Annotated in this window: 17 protein-coding genes; 5 read left to right on the top strand and 12 right to left on the bottom strand. The window is 28.4% G+C overall.

Going from position 1 to position 16,934, the window contains the following annotated elements; translation table 11 throughout:
* Nucleotides 1–516, bottom strand: a 516-nt coding sequence (locus tag GBG18_RS04365; protein ID WP_152188736.1) for a response regulator transcription factor, incomplete at its 3' end; no start/stop codon positions are given.
* A gap of 155 nt (nucleotides 517–671) precedes the next feature.
* Here GBG18_RS04365 and GBG18_RS04360 point away from each other — a divergent pair.
* The 3 genes from GBG18_RS04360 to GBG18_RS04350 are packed head-to-tail and all read left to right on the top strand — an operon-like array spanning nucleotide 672 to nucleotide 3,769.
* Nucleotides 672–1,760, top strand: a complete 1,089-nt coding sequence (locus tag GBG18_RS04360; RefSeq protein ID WP_152188735.1) for an ADP-ribosylglycohydrolase family protein — start codon at nucleotides 672–674, stop codon at nucleotides 1,758–1,760.
* A gap of 16 nt (nucleotides 1,761–1,776) precedes the next feature.
* Entirely contained in the window at nucleotides 1,777–2,457 is a 681-nt protein-coding gene (locus GBG18_RS04355) for a response regulator transcription factor (protein WP_152188733.1), read from the top strand.
* Nucleotides 2,447–3,769, top strand: a complete 1,323-nt coding sequence (locus tag GBG18_RS04350) for a sensor histidine kinase (RefSeq protein ID WP_304621418.1) — start codon at nucleotides 2,447–2,449, stop codon at nucleotides 3,767–3,769. The genes GBG18_RS04355 and GBG18_RS04350 overlap by 11 nt, the downstream gene beginning before the upstream one ends.
* Here the strand turns inward: GBG18_RS04350 and ccoG are convergent.
* The 4 genes from ccoG to GBG18_RS04330 form a co-directional block, all read right to left on the bottom strand.
* The gene (gene ccoG, locus GBG18_RS04345) at nucleotides 3,758–5,101 is read right to left on the bottom strand and encodes a cytochrome c oxidase accessory protein CcoG (protein WP_152188731.1); all 1,344 of its coding nucleotides are present in this window, start codon (nucleotides 5,099–5,101) and stop codon (nucleotides 3,758–3,760) included. The genes GBG18_RS04350 and ccoG overlap by 12 nt on opposite strands.
* 61 nt (nucleotides 5,102–5,162) lie before the next feature.
* Entirely contained in the window at nucleotides 5,163–6,611 is a 1,449-nt protein-coding gene (locus tag GBG18_RS04340; protein WP_152188729.1) for a sensor domain-containing diguanylate cyclase, read from the bottom strand.
* A 77-nt stretch (nucleotides 6,612–6,688) separates the two neighbouring features.
* Nucleotides 6,689–7,528 carry a bifunctional helix-turn-helix domain-containing protein/methylated-DNA--[protein]-cysteine S-methyltransferase gene (locus GBG18_RS04335; RefSeq protein ID WP_152188727.1) on the bottom strand — a complete coding sequence of 280 codons (840 nt, stop codon included), beginning with the start codon at nucleotides 7,526–7,528 and terminating at the stop codon, nucleotides 6,689–6,691.
* A gap of 82 nt (nucleotides 7,529–7,610) precedes the next feature.
* Nucleotides 7,611–8,873 (bottom strand): serine hydroxymethyltransferase, encoded by a 1,263-nt coding sequence (locus GBG18_RS04330; protein WP_152188725.1) that lies wholly within the window; start codon nucleotides 8,871–8,873, stop codon nucleotides 7,611–7,613.
* 151 nt (nucleotides 8,874–9,024) lie between these two features.
* On the opposite strand from GBG18_RS04330, the gene GBG18_RS04325 reads away from it, so the two are divergent.
* On the top strand, nucleotides 9,025–9,654 hold the full coding sequence (locus GBG18_RS04325) for a LysE family translocator (protein ID WP_152188724.1): 630 nt from the start codon (nucleotides 9,025–9,027) through the stop codon (nucleotides 9,652–9,654).
* On the opposite strand, the gene GBG18_RS04320 is transcribed toward GBG18_RS04325, so the two are convergent.
* The 4 genes from GBG18_RS04320 to GBG18_RS04305 form a co-directional block, all read right to left on the bottom strand.
* Nucleotides 9,640–10,689, bottom strand: coding sequence for a phosphagen kinase (locus GBG18_RS04320; RefSeq protein ID WP_152188722.1), 1,050 nt, complete (start codon nucleotides 10,687–10,689; stop codon nucleotides 9,640–9,642). The genes GBG18_RS04325 and GBG18_RS04320 overlap by 15 nt on opposite strands.
* Before the next feature lies 1 nt (nucleotide 10,690).
* The gene (locus GBG18_RS04315) at nucleotides 10,691–11,017 is read right to left on the bottom strand and encodes a putative quinol monooxygenase (RefSeq protein WP_152188720.1); all 327 of its coding nucleotides are present in this window, start codon (nucleotides 11,015–11,017) and stop codon (nucleotides 10,691–10,693) included.
* A complete protein-coding gene (locus tag GBG18_RS04310; protein WP_152188718.1) occupies nucleotides 11,017–12,249 on the bottom strand; it encodes a glutamate-5-semialdehyde dehydrogenase in 1,233 nt (410 codons plus the stop codon). Before GBG18_RS04310 ends, GBG18_RS04315 begins: the two co-directional genes overlap by 1 nt.
* A gap of 103 nt (nucleotides 12,250–12,352) precedes the next feature.
* The gene (locus tag GBG18_RS04305; RefSeq protein WP_152188717.1) at nucleotides 12,353–13,333 is read right to left on the bottom strand and encodes a YhdH/YhfP family quinone oxidoreductase; all 981 of its coding nucleotides are present in this window, start codon (nucleotides 13,331–13,333) and stop codon (nucleotides 12,353–12,355) included.
* A gap of 112 nt (nucleotides 13,334–13,445) precedes the next feature.
* Between GBG18_RS04305 and GBG18_RS04300 the strand changes: the two genes are divergently transcribed.
* On the top strand, nucleotides 13,446–13,781 hold the full coding sequence (locus GBG18_RS04300) for a winged helix-turn-helix transcriptional regulator (protein WP_152188716.1): 336 nt from the start codon (nucleotides 13,446–13,448) through the stop codon (nucleotides 13,779–13,781).
* 6 nt (nucleotides 13,782–13,787) lie between these two features.
* Here the strand turns inward: GBG18_RS04300 and GBG18_RS04295 are convergent, their stop codons facing one another.
* The 3 genes from GBG18_RS04295 to gatB form a co-directional block, all read right to left on the bottom strand.
* A complete protein-coding gene (locus GBG18_RS04295; protein ID WP_152188714.1) occupies nucleotides 13,788–14,483 on the bottom strand; it encodes an ABC transporter permease in 696 nt (231 codons plus the stop codon).
* A 54-nt stretch (nucleotides 14,484–14,537) separates the two neighbouring features.
* Nucleotides 14,538–15,437 (bottom strand): NAD(P)H-dependent glycerol-3-phosphate dehydrogenase, encoded by a 900-nt coding sequence (locus tag GBG18_RS04290; protein WP_152188712.1) that lies wholly within the window; start codon nucleotides 15,435–15,437, stop codon nucleotides 14,538–14,540.
* 66 nt (nucleotides 15,438–15,503) lie between these two features.
* Nucleotides 15,504–16,928: an Asp-tRNA(Asn)/Glu-tRNA(Gln) amidotransferase subunit GatB gene (gene gatB, locus GBG18_RS04285; protein WP_152188710.1), complete on the bottom strand. Its 1,425-nt coding sequence runs from the start codon at nucleotides 16,926–16,928 to the stop codon at nucleotides 15,504–15,506.
* Between the last annotated feature and the right edge of the window lie 6 nt (nucleotides 16,929–16,934).

Raw genomic sequence — 16,934 nt, 5'->3', positions numbered from 1 at the left:
GCCGTTTGACACCATTGAATTTTTATTATTAATTAGAAAAAGTAAAAGTTCGTATTCTTTTGCAGTTAATGATATTTCGACGTTCTCTTTTTTTACAATTTTTTTATTCATATCAATAGTTAAGTCATTTATTATAATTTCATTTTTGCCATCAGATAAACTTCTTCGATATATTGCTTCAATTCTTGCTATTAATTCTTTATAGGAAAAAGGTTTAGATAAATAATCATCTGCTCCATGATTTAATCCTAATACTTTATCATCAATCTCACTTTTTGCTGTTAGCATTAATACAGGAGTAGTTATATTTTTCTTTCTTAAGGATTTTAATATCTCTATGCCTTCTTTATTAGGTAGCATCCAGTCAAGTATGATTAAATCATAATTATTCATACTTGCTAAATATTCACCTTCTTCTCCATCCTCTGAAGTTTCTATAGAATGACCATCTTCAACTAGTCCTCTTTTTAAAAGAGATAGTATGTTAGGGTCATCTTCAATTAATAAGATTTTCATACATTACCTAATATATTAATTTTTATTTTTTATCATTTTACTATAATTTATTCAATAACTGTTTTATTAATAAAGGATTGTAAGTACTAAAAAAGAATTATAAATAAGTTATAATGCATTCTTGAATAAAAATATTAAATAAATAGGAATAAAATATGAATGAAGAATTAACAAATAAAACTACTCAAACACCTGATGAAAAGAAACTAAAAGGTGCATTTTTTGCAGCAATTGTAGGAGATGCTTTATGTTTAGGCTCACACTATGAGTATGATGCTCAAAAGATATATAAAGCTTATGGAAATAAGTCTATTGAAAAGTTTATGAGTCCTGGTGAAATGATGGGTGGAGAAACTCATGGTATTGGTTGGGGTCAACGAAATTATCATCCAGGGAAAAGCGCTGGGGGTACTACTGATTATGGTGATTACAATATTTTAATACTTGAGCATTTAGCAAGTATTTCAAATCCTCCAAGAGCTTTTGAAGTAGCACCCCTACTTCCTCATTGGATGAATAGATTAGAGCACTCTTGGGGTTCTTGGATTTGTACTATGACAAAAGAGACTTATGCTCAAGTTAAAAATGGAACAGCAGTTCCTTATCTTGGTGGAATTTCAAATGCAACTGCTATTAGACATGTTGCTGCTCATTCATACTATGAAACAGAAGAAGAAATAGTTGATGTTGCAAGAAAAGCTATGTTTACTCATAGAGATGTTGATGCTCTTGATGGGGGTGAGTTTTTCGCACGTGTAACTCATAGAGTCTTAAGAGGTGAAGAACCACGTTCTGCTATAGAAGATGTTGCTATTTTAATGGGTGGTTTTATTGAGACAAAAGTAAAACAAGCAATTGCTAAGTATGAAGAATCAATTGATGAAAATTCAGATTTATCAAAAGAGCAGTTCTGTGATGACTTAGCTCTTACTTCAATGGCAAGATTATGGGATGTAGGAAGAAGTGAACCTATAAAAGTAGGAAAAGCTAGTCCAACTCAAGGAACTCTTCCTGGAAGTGTTTATTTTATACTTAAGTATGCAGATGATAAAGATGGTCTTAAAAAAGCATTACAAGCAAATGCAATGGTAGGTGGAGATAATGCTTCTCGATCAATTGCAATTGGAATGGTTCTAGGAGCTTATAGAGGAGTAGATGCAATTCCACAAGAGTGGAAAGATACTTTAACTCAATGGGAATATTGTGAGAATATGCTAAATAAATTACCTTTGATTAAAAAATAGATATTTCAAATATTAGATGTTAGAAAGTATAAATAAAACTATAAAAATACTATACGTAGAAGATGATGATATTGCAAGGGAAAATGGTGTTGAGTATTTAGAAAACTATTTTGAAAATATATATGAAGCAAGTGATGCCTTAAGCGCCTTAAAGTTATATGCGAAACATCAGCCCCATATTATAATTACAGATATACAAATGCCGAAATTAAATGGTTTAGAGTTTGTTCAAAGGATAAGGAAAACAGACTCTAAAACACAAGTTATAGTAATTAGTGCCTTTAGTGATAAAGACTACTTATTAAAAGCAATAGAACTTCAGCTTGTGAAGTATTTAATTAAACCAATAAAAGAGAATGAATTAAAACAAGCGCTAATGTCATGTATGGAAAGTATAGAAAGTGACACTAGTAATATAATAGCTTTAAATGATGAATCTACTTTTGATATGTTCAATCTAACGTTAGTAAAGAATAGTCAAATTATAAAGTTACGGACTAAAGAGTTAGATTTTTTAGTATTGCTTTTAAAAAATAAAAATAGATATGTAACATATAGTGAGATTGAAAATAGTGTATGGTTCGATTCTTCTATGAGTAAAGATGCTTTAAAAACTTTAGTTAAAAATATAAAGACAAAGATTCCAAAAGAGCTTATATTAAATCTCTCAGGTACTGGATATAAAATTGATCTATGACTTGAGCACTACTTTGGCTTACGGGATTACTTTTGGCATATTGATTATGTCTATAGTGTATACATTTATAAGGTATATTTACTCTAAAGAGATATTTTATATAAGTTACTGTCTTATGCAATCTTTTTCTTTACTGTTTATTATTTCATATAGCAATATGTTTGAAATAAGTTCTGTTGTTGAGCAAATAGCAATATTGGGTGCAAGTTTATTTTCGATAGTATTTGCTGTATCTTTTTATGAAGGAAATTTTTTTCCTAAAATCTCTAATTATAAAGAACTAATAATAAATACTCTACTTTTTAATATAGTTCTTTTAACAGCTTTTTATCACTATATGTTATTTGAGTATTTACCTTATACTATTATCTATGCTATTTTATTTATATCAATTGTCTTTAATTTAAAGCAAGGATTTAAACCTACAGTTATTTATGTAATTGGATGGTCATTATTGTGCTTTATTTTGTTTGTAATGGACTTTAAGACACTTTATATTCAAAAAGGATATATGGATTTAGTTTTACTAGCTTTTGCTATAGAGGCTATTTTATTTACTCTTTCTGTTGGATATAAATATAATAGTTTGCAAATACAAAGTAATTCTTATGAAGATATGCTTTTACAACAATCAAGATTAGCAAAATCAGGTGAGATGATAGGAAATATAACACATCAATTTAGACAACCTTTAAATAATATAGCTTATATATTAATCAATATTAAAAAACGTTTTGAAAATAAGAAACTTGATGAGGTATATTTAGAAAAGAAAATAAGTCAAGCAAGTATGCAGTTAGAGTTTTTATCAAAAACAATTGATGATTTCAAAGGTTTTTATGCACCATCAAAACAAAAAGAGAATTTTTCTGTACAAGAAGCAATAAACTCATGTCTTACAATTTTAAGTGCTGATTTTAAAAAAAATAATATTGATTTAGAGTTTATCTTTAATACAAATGAAGATATAAAAATATATGGGGTTAAAAATGAATTATCACAAGTAATATTAGCTCTTCTTTCAAATGCTAATGATGCTTTGAAAAGTACTGAAAAACCATATATAAAAATAGAAGTAACTTCTTCTAATGCTGAGGTTATAATTTCAATTAGCGATAATGCAGGTGGAATAAAAGAGAAAAATAAAGAGAAAGTATTTGAGCCATACTTTTCAACAAAAGAACAAGGTTCTGGAATTGGGCTTTATTTAGTTAAATTAATTGTTGAAGAGAGTTTTGAGGGAAAAATAGAGCTAGTTAATAAAAAAGAGGGAGCAAAATTCACCCTCTTTTTTGAAAAATCATTTGATTAAATCACTTCTTGGATAAATAAATGAAAGCTCTCTTGAAAGACTAATATTTTCATTTTCGAGTGCAAATGAATTTATTTTTATTTTCAAGGCTGAATTTTGTGTTTTTGAGATAAATAGTCTCTTTTTAGTCTCTACAATAAATATCTTCTTTACTCTTTTATTTGGTTCAAGTTTAAAAGCTTTAAATCTTTTAATTGCAAAATTTTCATTATCTTCTAGTTTTATATCAAAAGTATATGTTTTATCTTGGGTATTATGAAAAGTTAAAATATAATTATTTGTAACTTTTTGCTCTTCTTTGATTTTATAAAGATTAGTAGTTTTATTTATATTAAGTAAAAATGGTTCTTTTTTAGATGCAAAAACAATAGCAAGAATAATACATAAAATAAGTGAAACAAAATAAGATATATTTCTTTTAGTTAAAAGTTTTGTAGTCTTTTTATTGATAACACTATTTGTACTTCCCCAGTTTATTAAAGATTTTTTGCCAAGTTTTCCCATAACAATATCACATGCATCAGCACACTCTAAACAGTTAATACATTCAACTTGTAAACCTTTTCTAATATCAATATTTGCAGGACATATTTTTACACAAGCTTCACAAGTAGTACACTCTTCATTTGAATTCCACTCTTTCATCTTAAAAATAGATTTTTCTGCATTTACATAAACATCTCCACCTCTTGAAGTATCATATACGATCTGTTTTGTATCATCATCATATAAAACAGATTGAACTCTTGAGTAAGGACAAATATAGACACAAAAGTTTTCTTTCATAAATACAATATCATATACTAAAAATAGTGCTACAGATAACATAAATATTATCATAAACATATGTTCACTTGGATTTTGAATATAGAGAAAGAAATCTTCGGGAGGTACAAAATACCACATAAAATTTGTAGAAATTACAATTGTAATTATAAGCCAAAGAAAAATAGAAATATATTTTTTTAAGTGAATAGATTTCTTAGAATAATCAAGCTCTTTTTGTTTATTTTTTATTCTTCTAATATCTAAGATTGTACTTTCAATTAAATCACGATAAATAACTCTAAATATAGTTTGAGGACAAGCCCACCCACACCAAACTCGACCAAAAAGTGTAGTCATAGCAAAAATACCAATGAATAAAAACATTAGTAAAAATGGCATAACATATAACTCATTTACATTATAAACAAAACCAAAAAAATGAAACTGTAATTTATCGAAAGATAAAAGTAAGATGTGATTGTTGTCAATTGTGATAAATGGCATTGTAAATGTAAATATTGTAATAAAGATATAGACTAAGTATCTTTTCTTAGTATAAGACATATAAACTCCTTTGTTTCAAGAAGTTTATATTTTTTCAGTGTTCATTTGGTGGTATATAAAATTAATATACTATTTTATCTCTACCTTCTTGTTTTGCTTGATATAAATTTTTGTCTGCTTTTGAAAATAATTCTTCTTTTGAAGTTTCATCTTTTTTTGAGTGCAAACCTACACTTATTGTGATTTTTTGCTTTAATAAATTAAAGAGTGTTTCATTATTATTAATATTCTGACTTAATTTTTTAGTTAATCTATAGGCTTTTTCTTCTTTAATTTTTGGCAATAATGCAACAAATTCATCACCACCCCATCTTACAAGAATATCTGAATTTCTAAAGGTACTTTTAAAAATATTTGCTACTTCAATTAGAACTTTATCACCAACTAGGTGTCCAAACTCATCATTTATTTTTTTGAAATTATCTATATCAAATATTAAAATAGTTAAATCTTTTTCATCTTTTCTTTTTGAATTAAAAAGTCCTTCAAATATTGAATCGAAATTATTTCTATTTTGTAAAGAGGTTAATTTATCTGTTTTTGCAATATTTTTTAATATCTCCTGCTGACGTTTTATATATAGAATAATAAAAACCATGATTATAAGAATGATAATAGAAAAGATTAGGATATTTATATAAAATGTTTCTTCTAATTCTTTTGTAAAATAACCCTCTTTTGCTTCTACACATAAATATAAGTTTAATTCATCTATATATCTGATATTTAATATATATTTCTCACTATTCTTATAATATTCTTGTGTAGATAAATCATTTTTATTAAAGGTATTTATAACTTTATGCATAAAGTTATCTTTGCTATAAGTATCTTGTTTATCTTTTGAACTAATTAAGATTTTATTATCTTTATTTATTAAGTATATTTCATGATTATATTTTTCTTTATAAGTTTTTAACAAATTACTAACATGTGAAGTTTTTAAACCAACACCAGTTGCTCCTAAAAAATTTCCATTAAAATCTTTTACTTTATAGTTTGTAAAAATTGTAATAGAATCATTTGCAGCTAAATCAATATCAATATTGCTCTCATATTCATCTACAATATTTTTAACTCTATAAAACCAAATATCTCTTTTATTATTAGGAGACATTTCTTTTAAAATACCTTTTGGATAATAATAGTTTTTTGTTTTATCTGATACTAAAAAGCTACTTGAGGTATTATATTTATTCATAATAGTTGAAAGATATGTTGTAATTTGCTTTATGTCTTGTTCTCCATCTATCATCCAATTTATCATAAATGTATCTTGAGCCATAAGTGAAGAAACTAGGTTTGGTTTTAAGATATCTCTTTGTATCTCTGAATATACATTATCACTACTTAAGGGTAAAGATTTATATTTAAGTTCATTTTTTGCAAGATCTGTAGCAATTTTGTAAGAGAAAAAAGAGGTAGTGAAAAATCCTATAAAAAGTAGCAATGTGATGATTATTAATATTTTATATTGATAAAAAAAGTTATTGAATTGGATTTTTTTCATTCATTTCCTATGATAAATAATTTAGTTATGTATATAATACCTAAATCTTAATGAGGTATTACTTCAAGGTAAACTTTCTAATTCTTGTTTTTAATCGCCTCGTATGCTATTAATATTTTCTTTCGTTCAATTCCCCAACGGTAACCACTCATGGCACCTGATTTTGCTAAAACTCTATGACATGGTACTAAGTATCCTATATGATTTGAACCAATTGCAGATGCTACTGCTCGTACGGCTTTTGGTTTATTAATACTATTTGCAATATCTTGATAAGTTGTAATTGTTCCATTTGGTATGTTTAATAAAGCTTTCCAAATATTTATCTGAAAGTTTGTACCTTTAACATATAAATCAAATTTCTTCTTTTCTATAAAAATATTATCTAAGAAATCTTGGGCTTTTTTATCATCTTCAATAAAAGTAGCCTTTTCCCAAATCTCTTTAAATCTTTTAAAAACTGCTTCTTTATTATTATCAACAAATCCCAAATATGAAACACCTCTTTTTGTAAAAGCTATTAAAGCCTCACCAAAAGGAGTAAATCCATATCCATAAGTAATCTCTACATTTTTACCAGATTCTTTATACTCTTTTGGAGTAACTCCAATAATATTTACAAATAAATCATGTAATCTACTAGAGCTTGATAGTCCTAAATCTAGTGAACTATCAAGTATACTTTTGGATTCTTTTAAGTGCTCTTTTGCATAGTTTAGAGTAACTGATTGTAAAAATTGAATTGGAGTAACACCAACATACTCTTTAAAAACTCTAATTAAGTGGAATTTACTCATTCCGATATATTCTGAGATTGTATCTATTGAGGGTTGCTCTTTGAAGTTTTCATCGATGTATTTTATTACTTTTTCTATTTTTTTATAATTTTCATTTTCAAGTAATAGTTTATCATCCATGTTACTTCCTAAGCATTGTAAGTTAAGTGCAAGTTTAAGTGATATTTTATACCACTTAAACTTTTAGTTTGTTAAGAAAGTATTAGTAAGTAGACTGATTGTAAATAACAAAATCAGAAGCAAGAACTTTTAACTCTTGCTTGATTGATGCTTGAAGCTCAGTATTTTCAATATCATCTAATACATCACACATCTTATTTGCAATGATTTCAAACTCTTTTTCTTTCATTCCACGTGAAGTTAAAGCTGGACTTCCTATTCTAACCCCAGAAGTAACAAATGGACTTCTAGTTTCCCCTGGTACTGTATTTTTATTTACAGTAATTCCAGCATTACCTAGTGCAGCATCTGCATCTTTTCCTGAGAACTGCTTATCTAAGAATGATACTAATACTAAGTGATTATCAGTTCCACCAGATACAATATCATATCCACGTGATACTAGAACTTCTCCTAATACTTTTGCATTCGCTTTTACTTGTTTTGCGTAATCTTTCCAAGAAGGATTTAGTATTTCTTTAAATGCAACTGCTTTACCAGCAATTACATGAACTAATGGTCCACCTTGTAATCCTGGGAAAATAGCAGAGTTTAATTTTTTAGCAATATCTTCATCATTTGATAAAATAATACCACCTCTTGGTCCTCTTAATGTTTTATGAGTAGTTGAAGTAACTACATCTGCATAAGGGAATGGAGACATATGCTCACCAGCAGCAACTAAACCAGCAATATGTGCAATATCAGCAAATAAAATAGCACCAACTGCATCAGCAATTTCTCTAAATTTTGAGAAGTCAATTTCTCTTGCGTATGCAGATGCTCCACACACAATTATTTTTGGTTGTGTTATTTTTGCAATATCCATAACTCTATCATAATTGATTCTACCATCAAGTTCAACACCATAATAAAATGGAGTATAGTTTTTACCAGAAAATGATGGTTTAGAACCATGAGTTAAATGTCCACCATGAGATAAATCCATACCTAAGATTTTATCACCAGCTTTTAGTAGTGCTGCATAAACTGCACCATTAGCTTGAGAACCTGAATGAGGTTGAACATTTGCATAGTTACATCCAAAGATTTCACAAGCTCTATCAATTGCTAATTGCTCAACTCTATCAGCTTGTTCACAACCACCATAATATCTTTTATAAGGATAACCTTCTGCATACTTGTTTGTAAAAACAGAACCCATAGCTTCCATTACTGCAGGAGAAGTAAAGTTCTCACTTGCAATCATTTCTAAATGGTCTGTTTGTCTCTCTAACTCATTTTCACATATTTCAAATACTTCTGAATCTGCTTCTTTTAGGTTTGCGTTTGATATATAGTTCATAGATTTTGTTCCTTTTTTAATGATAATTATAAATTGTGTGAATTATAACAAAAATAAAAAACTCAAACAATCCAGATATTGCTAAAATCATTTTATTGATTAATGTGCTATACTTATTTTATAAATTAAGCATAATATACAAGGTTAAAAAATGATTGAAACTACACAACTATTACTTTTTATAGGAGCATCTTTTCTTTTATGTTTAGCTCCTGGTCCTGATAATATTTATGTTTTAACTCAAGGAATGACAAAGAGTAAAAAAGCTGCAATTGTAACAACTTTAGGACTTTGTTCTGGTTTAATAATTCACACAAGTGCGGCTGCTCTTGGTATTTCTGTAATTTTCCAGACATCTGAACTTGCTTTTAATATTGTAAAATATATAGGTGCTGCTTATTTACTTTATATTGCATATCAAGCTTTTAAATATAGAAATGAACCTTTAGATTTAACAGTTCAAAATTCAAGTAGTGAATTAAAAAAGCTTTTTGTAAAAGGATTTATTATGAATATTTTAAATCCAAAAGTTTCTATTTTTTTCTTAGCTTTTCTTCCTCAGTTTGTAAATACACAAGCTGGAAGTGTACCAATGCAGATGATTATCTTAGGAATTATTTTTATGATTATGACTGTTATTGTTTTTTCAAGTATTGGAGTTGCTGCAAATATGCTAAGCTCAAAACTTCTGCAAAAGCCTAGTATTGTAAAATATATGAATATTTTAACTTCATTTGTATTAGTAGGTTTAGGTTTAAAATTAGCACTATCCCAGCGCTAATTCTTTTTCAACCTTGATTAATTCAACTACACCATCATACATATCTTGTACGCACTGTATTTCAGTAACTCCAAGTCTTCTTTTATTAGAAATATCATAAACACCACCAACACTTTCTGAGTGTTCTCCATTTATTCCTCTTATTTGTAAATGGTGTTTATTTGTAATCTCTTCAAAGTGTGCATAATTTTGTGCTAAATTTGGAACTTTAATATGAACACTTGCACGAAGAGCAGTTCCTAGGTTTGTAGGACAAGATGTGATATATCCAAGATGCTTAGAGTATGAAAATTTGATTTTTTCTTCTATTTTAGAAATGGCACTTGTTAATCTTTGGAATACCTCTTTAATATCCCCACCTTGTTGCATAGATATTATTCTTAATTGGTCTTCTTCATTAACCCATACTAGAAAAGTTTTTTCATCATTATGATAAATTCCTCGTCCCTTTGGCCAATTTCTATTTAGACCAGCAGCTTCAAGAAATCTATCTCCTGCTTTAAATAAAAAGTGGTCTTCAATTAGCTTTTGTGACACTTCTTCATTCATTCCATCTAAAGGATAGTATGTTCCTTTTAAATTGCCATCTAAGCTGTTTAGAGCTTGGGATGCTTGTTTTTCTACCTCATCTCTTTGATCTTTAGTAATTGCTGGTCCTAAAGGAAGATTTGCAATATTTCTACCTACTCTAATTCTAGTTGAAACAATATATTTATTTTCAACATCAGGATTAGGAGCATTTAAATCCTTTGCATTTAAGTTACTTACATGAGAATCACTTTTACAAAAGCCATGATACTCTTCAATAATTGGGTCAAATAAAGCTGCAAAAGTATCATATGATTCTAAATCTCCTGCATAAACACCTATCCCGCTATCATAGTTTTCAAGACCTGAAGCAATAGCAGCTTCTAAAGTAAAACCAGAAGAAGTTTTTTTATTCTTTAGTTCCTCATATATCTCTTTTGTTAAATGCTTTGATAATAAAGATTTACAATCACTAGGAAAATTTGGATAGGAGTTTGAAATAGCCATCTTAATTTACTTCATCACTATAAACAGTAACATTAAAATCTTTTACTAAACCATCTTCATCAACACAGTGTTTTTGAAAAAAGTCTGTAATATATTTTTTATTACAATGAAGTTCAAAAGCCTCTTTTGACTCCCAGATTTCATTAAATACTATAGGAAAAGATTTCCCCATTGCATTTGGATGTGATATATGTTTTGTAACAATATATTGTAAGCAACCATCTTCTCTTAGTGTTTTTGGCTCTAAGGATTGAAGTACTTCTAATAACTCTTGCTCTTTATTCTCTTTTGCTTCAAATGAAGCTATACAATATATTTTTTTTGACATTATCTTATTTGACCTTTTCCATAAATTTTATATTTAAATGTTGTTAAATCACTAATTCCCATTGGACCACGTGAGTGAAGCTTATTAGTTGATATTCCAACTTCTGCTCCTAATCCAAATGCTCCACCGTCTGTAAATCTTGTACTTGCATTTGCATATACACAAGCAGCATCTACATGGTCTAGGAATTTATTTACAACAGTATAATTTTCACTTAAAATTGATTCAGAGTGTCCAGAACCATATATTGCTATATGCTCAATCGCTTCATCTACATTTTTAACTACTTTTATATTTAAAATATTAGCTAAGTACTCAGTATTATAATCATCTTCTGTTGCTATTTGAACATCAATATATTTAGCTGTTTCTTCACAACCTTTTAACACAGTTTCTTCTTCCATAAATGCATCATATAATCCTGGAAGTATATAAGCAGCAATTTCTTCATGTATTAAAAGTGTTTCCATTGAGTTACAAACACCTGGTCTTTGACACTTTGCATTTATTGCAATATCAATAATTCTATTATGAGCTGCGTCTTTATCTACAAAAATATGGCATAAACCTTTATCATGTTTAATTACTGGAACTGATGAGTTTTCACTAACATATCTAATTAATGCTTCTCCACCTCGAGGTACTATTAAATCAACATATTTATCTTGTTTAATTAAATTTGCAACGCCTTCTCTTGTCGAATCAGGAAGTAATGAGATAGCTTGTTGTGGTAGTTTATTTTTTGCTAATACCTCTTTTAAAACTTTTGCAATTGCTTTATTTGAGTGTTCAGCTTCTTTTCCACCTTTTAATACACAAACATTTCCACTTTTAAAACAAAGTGCTGCTGTGTCACTTGTAACATTTGGTCTTGATTCATAAATAATACCAATTACACCAATTGGTACTGATATTTTCTGAATATTTAAACCATCTTCAGTAATCCAACCCTCAAGAGTTTTTCCAACTGGTTCTTTTTGCTCAGCTATTTGCTTAATTGCAAGAGCCATATCTTCGATTCTTTGTTGTGTTAATAATAATCTATCAAGCAATGCACTGCTTAAATTGTTTAATGTTCCCTCACTCATATCTTTATTGTTATGTTCTAAAATAAAATCGCTGTTTGCTATTAAAGCATCTGCCATTTCTCTTAAAACTCTATTTTTCTTATGAGTATCTAGGTTTGCAATAGTTCGGCTAGTTTTTTTAGCTTCTTCTAAAAATTTCTGCATTTTTTATTCCTATACTTTTTTTAATTATTATAATTATAGCGAATTTATTTTAAGTGAGAATTGAGAGTTTTTATAGAGAGTGAAATATAAAGAGAAAAACTCTTTATATTTTTACAACATATCGTCCTACTGCCTTTCCAGCAAGTAAAAGTTCGTATGCATCTTTAATCTCATCAAGTGAGATTTCATTTGTAATACTATCTAAAGTATCAACTTTCCATTTACTAGCAATCTTTTCCCAAGCTGCTTGTTTCTTTTCTAATTTGCACTCAACTGAATCAATACCAATTAATCTAACACCTCTTAAAATAAAAGGGAATACATTAGTATTTAATTCATGAGAAGATGTAAGACCACAACAAGTTGCAACTCCATCATATTTTATATATTTTAGTGCATTTGCAAGTATTTCACCACCTACAGTATCAACTACACCTGCATATTTTTCACCCATCATAGGCTTTTTTGATTCTTCATTAAACGTATCTCTTAAAATTACTTCTGTTGCACCTATTTTCTTTAAATAATCTATTTTTTCTTCTTTTCCTGAAATTGCAACTACATCAAATCCAATTTTATTTAATATTGAAACTGCAATTGAACCAACACCACCAGTAGCACCTGTTACTAAAATTGCTCCATCTTCAGGCTTTACTCCATTTTGTGTTAATTCATTTATACTTAAAGCGGCAGTTAATCCAGCTGTTCCAAATGTCATTATCTCTTTATCTGTAATAGCATCAGGAATTCTTGCAACCCAAGAACTTGGTACTTTTACAAATTCGGCATGTCCTCCATGAGTATTCATACCCATATCATAACCAGTTACAAGTACTCGCTCACCTACTTTAAATACATTACAATTAGATTCGGCAACTGTTCCTGCTACATCAATTCCTGTTACATGTGGGAATTTTCTACTAACTCCTGGGTTTCCAACTGAACTTAATGCATCTTTATAATTTAATGAAGAGTAAGATACTTTTATTAGTACTTCATTCTCTTCACATTTAGGTACTGATATTTCTTGAATATCAGCTGCAAATTCTCTATCGGCTATTTTTTCAACTACAAATGCTTTCATATTAATTCCTTATATATTTACTTATATCAAAACTTTAGCTAAAATAATAAAAAAGAGCAAGAACTTACTTTTTAGAAAGGTACTATCTAAAAAGATACTATGGAGTACTGTTATGACAAAAAAAGAGAATATAAAAATTGATAAATGTCCTGTTGAAACAGCTATTGATGGTTTAGCTGGAAAATGGAAGATATTAATTTTATGGTATTTAAAAGATGAAAAAAAAAGATTTAATGAACTTCAAAAACTACTTCCAAGAACAACGCAAAAGATGCTTATTCAAAAATTAAGAGAGTTAGAAGAAGATGGACTTGTTCATAGAGAGGTTTACCCCGTTGTTCCTCCTAAAGTTGAATATTCATTAACTACATATGGTGAGAGCTTAAAACCAATATTAAAACAATTATATATATGGGGTGATATTCATAAAAAGAAGTTTAATAAATAGATTATTTTATTTATACATTTTATTTTTTAATAAAAAGTAAATAATTATACTAATTCCAGAAGAAGATAGTACAATTGCCATTATCATAATTTGATATCTAACAGCAATTAAAGGATCAACTCCAGATAATATTTGTCCTGTCATCATTCCAGGTAGTGATACAAGCCCTACTGCTAATAATGAGTTGATTTGTGGAATCATACTTGTTTTAAAAGATATACTTCTTGCTTCAATAAAATTTTTAGTCTTTGTGTATTCTCTTTCAAAGCATTCAATACCTAAAGATAGGCTATTCATAATATTTGCAAAAAGCATTCCTGCAATTGGTATTACATACTTTGGTATGTAAATATTTTCTAACTTTAATACAAATTCGATTATTATGATTAGATGTATTAGTCCAGATATAGAAAGAGAAGTTAGCATTAATAAATATTCGTATTTTGATTTGTTTTTTATATTTCTTCTTGCAATATATGTAGAGACTATCATCATAAATAATAAGATAAAAATACCTAGTAAAGTGTTCTCATTATTAAAAAGATAAACAAGAACATAACCAATTAATAGTAATTGAATAATCATTCTAATAGTTGCATTTATTATTTCATAGCTATTTTTAACCCATGATTTATAAAAATACCAAACAATAATTAATGGAAATAGTAAATATAGAAGATTATAAAGTTCTATTGTTTTCATGATTTTTAATACCTTAGAAACTATTTTTACTCTAAGGTATTATTATATCCTATGTTAGGAATTAAGTAAGTCTTTTAAACTATCTTGAGGACTTTTACCCTCTAGTATTAGTTTTACTTCATTGGCTATTGGTGTGTAAATATTATACTCTTTTGATAGTTTATAAATTGCTTCTGATGTTTTAACACCTTCAGCAACCTCACCTAATTCTTCAAGAATTTCATCAAGTTTTTTATCTTTTGCAAGACCTAATCCTACTCTATAGTTTCTACTCATAGGCGAACTAGCTGTTAAAAATAAATCCCCTGCTCCACTTAATCCAATAAAAGATGATTTTTTTGCTCCAAAATTTTTACCAAACCTTTGCATCTCTACTAAACCTCTTGATATTAGTGAAGCTTGTGCATTCTTACCAAGATTTAATCCCTCACAAATACCACTTGCAATTGCTAGTACATTTTTATAAGCACCTGCAACTTCAGCACCTATTACATCTGTACTATAATAAGTTTTAATAAATGATGGAAAGAAAGGTTTAAATTCTTGATAAAGCTTTTTTGATGTTGAATTTAAAACTAAAGCACAAGGTAAACCTTGAATTACTTCTGCTGCAAATGATGGTCCTGAAATAAATCCAATATTTGAAGATGGAACATAATCAGCATAAATTTCATTTAAAAATTCACCAGTACTAGCTTCTATACCTTTTGATGCTACTAATACTTTTTGATTTTTGAATACAAAGTTTTCTTTTAACCATGATTTTAATTGCTGTGCTGGAATTGCTATTATTAAATAATCACAGTTAAGAGCTGTTTGTAAATCTGTAAAGTTTTTAATATCTCTAGGAGTTCTTGAAGTTATAAGAGTTTCTTGTTTTTGAGATAATGCAAAGTGAAGTGCTTGTCCCCATTTACCAGCTCCAATTACGGCGATTGTAGGTTTTTTTGTCATTTTCAATCCTTTGATTTTATAGATATTAATAGATAAAACCTATTTTAAATAGGTTTTATTTATTTGTTATGAAAGTCTTTGTTTTAAAAGTTCATTTACTTTTGCTGGATTTGCAGTACCTTTTGATGCTTTCATAGTTTGACCTACAAAGAATCCAAATAGTTTATCTTTCCCAGATTTATATTGTTCAACTTTTTCTTCATTTGCTGCAATAATACCATCAATAATTTCTAAAATAGCTCCATCATCTGATACTTGTTTTAATCCAAGTTTTTCAATTACAGAATCAACTTCTTCATTATTTTGCATTAAGTAATCAAGTACTTCTTTTGCAGCTTTTCCAGAGATTGTTCCATCTTCAATAGCTTTTACAACTTGAGCTAATTTTTTAGCTTGAACTGGAGAGTTTTCTAATGTAATACCATCAACTAATCTTGAGGCTAATTCAACTGTTAACCATGTAACAGCATTTTTACCAGTAATTCCCTCACTCATCATTTCATCAAAGAAGTTTGCAGTTTCAAGTGAAGCTGTTATAACTGAAGCATCATACTCTTTAATTTGGAACTCTTTTACAAATCTCTCTTTTTTCTCATCTGGAAGCTCAGGGATTTGTGAGTATTTTTCCATCATTTCATCAGTAATAACTACAGGTAAAAGGTCTGGGTCTGGAAAATATCTGTAATCAGCAGCATCTTCTTTTCCTCTCATAGACCTAGTTTCTCCAGTATCAGCATCAAAAAGTCTTGTTTCTTGAACTATTTCAGTTGAGTGAATTCCATCTTCCCATGCTTCAATATGTCTATTTACTTCATAGTGAATAGCTTTTTCAATAAACTTAAATGAGTTCATATTTTTAATTTCACATCTTGTATTTAGGTTTGTATCACCCTTTGGTCTAATAGATACATTTACATCTGCTCTAAAAGAACCCTCTTGCATATTTGCATCAGATATTCCTAAGTATCTTACAATTGAGTGAAGTTTTTTAAGGTATAAAATAGCTTCTTCTGCTGTTCTCATATCTGGTTCAGATACGATTTCAAGAAGAGGTGTTCCTGTTCTATTTAAATCTACTAAAGACTCATTTGCTGCATGTTTACTTTTACCTGCATCATTCTCTAAGTGAGCACGTGTTACACCTATAGTTTTTTGTCTACCATCTGGGAAATCAATTACTAATTCACCAAGTCCAACAATTGGAACTTCAAATTGTGAAATTTGATATCCATTTGGTAAATCTGGATAAAAATAGTTTTTTCTATTAAAAATAGATTTTCTACTAACTTCAGATTTAAGCGCAGTTCCTAACATAATAGATTTGTGAACAGCTTCTTTATTCAATACAGGTAAAGCTCCTGGCAATCCTAAACAAGTTGGACATACATTTGTATTTGGCTCTTCTCCAAAACTTGTTGCACAAGAACAAAATAGTTTAGAGTTCGTATTTAATTGAACATGAACTTCTAAACCTATAATTACTTCAAACATCTATTT

This window comes from Poseidonibacter ostreae, from assembly GCF_009208075.1.
In the GTDB taxonomy this organism is placed as follows: domain Bacteria; phylum Campylobacterota; class Campylobacteria; order Campylobacterales; family Arcobacteraceae; genus Poseidonibacter; species Poseidonibacter ostreae.
The sequence above is the reverse complement of the archived record's forward strand: the minus strand, read 5'-3'. Positions and strand labels throughout refer to the sequence as shown.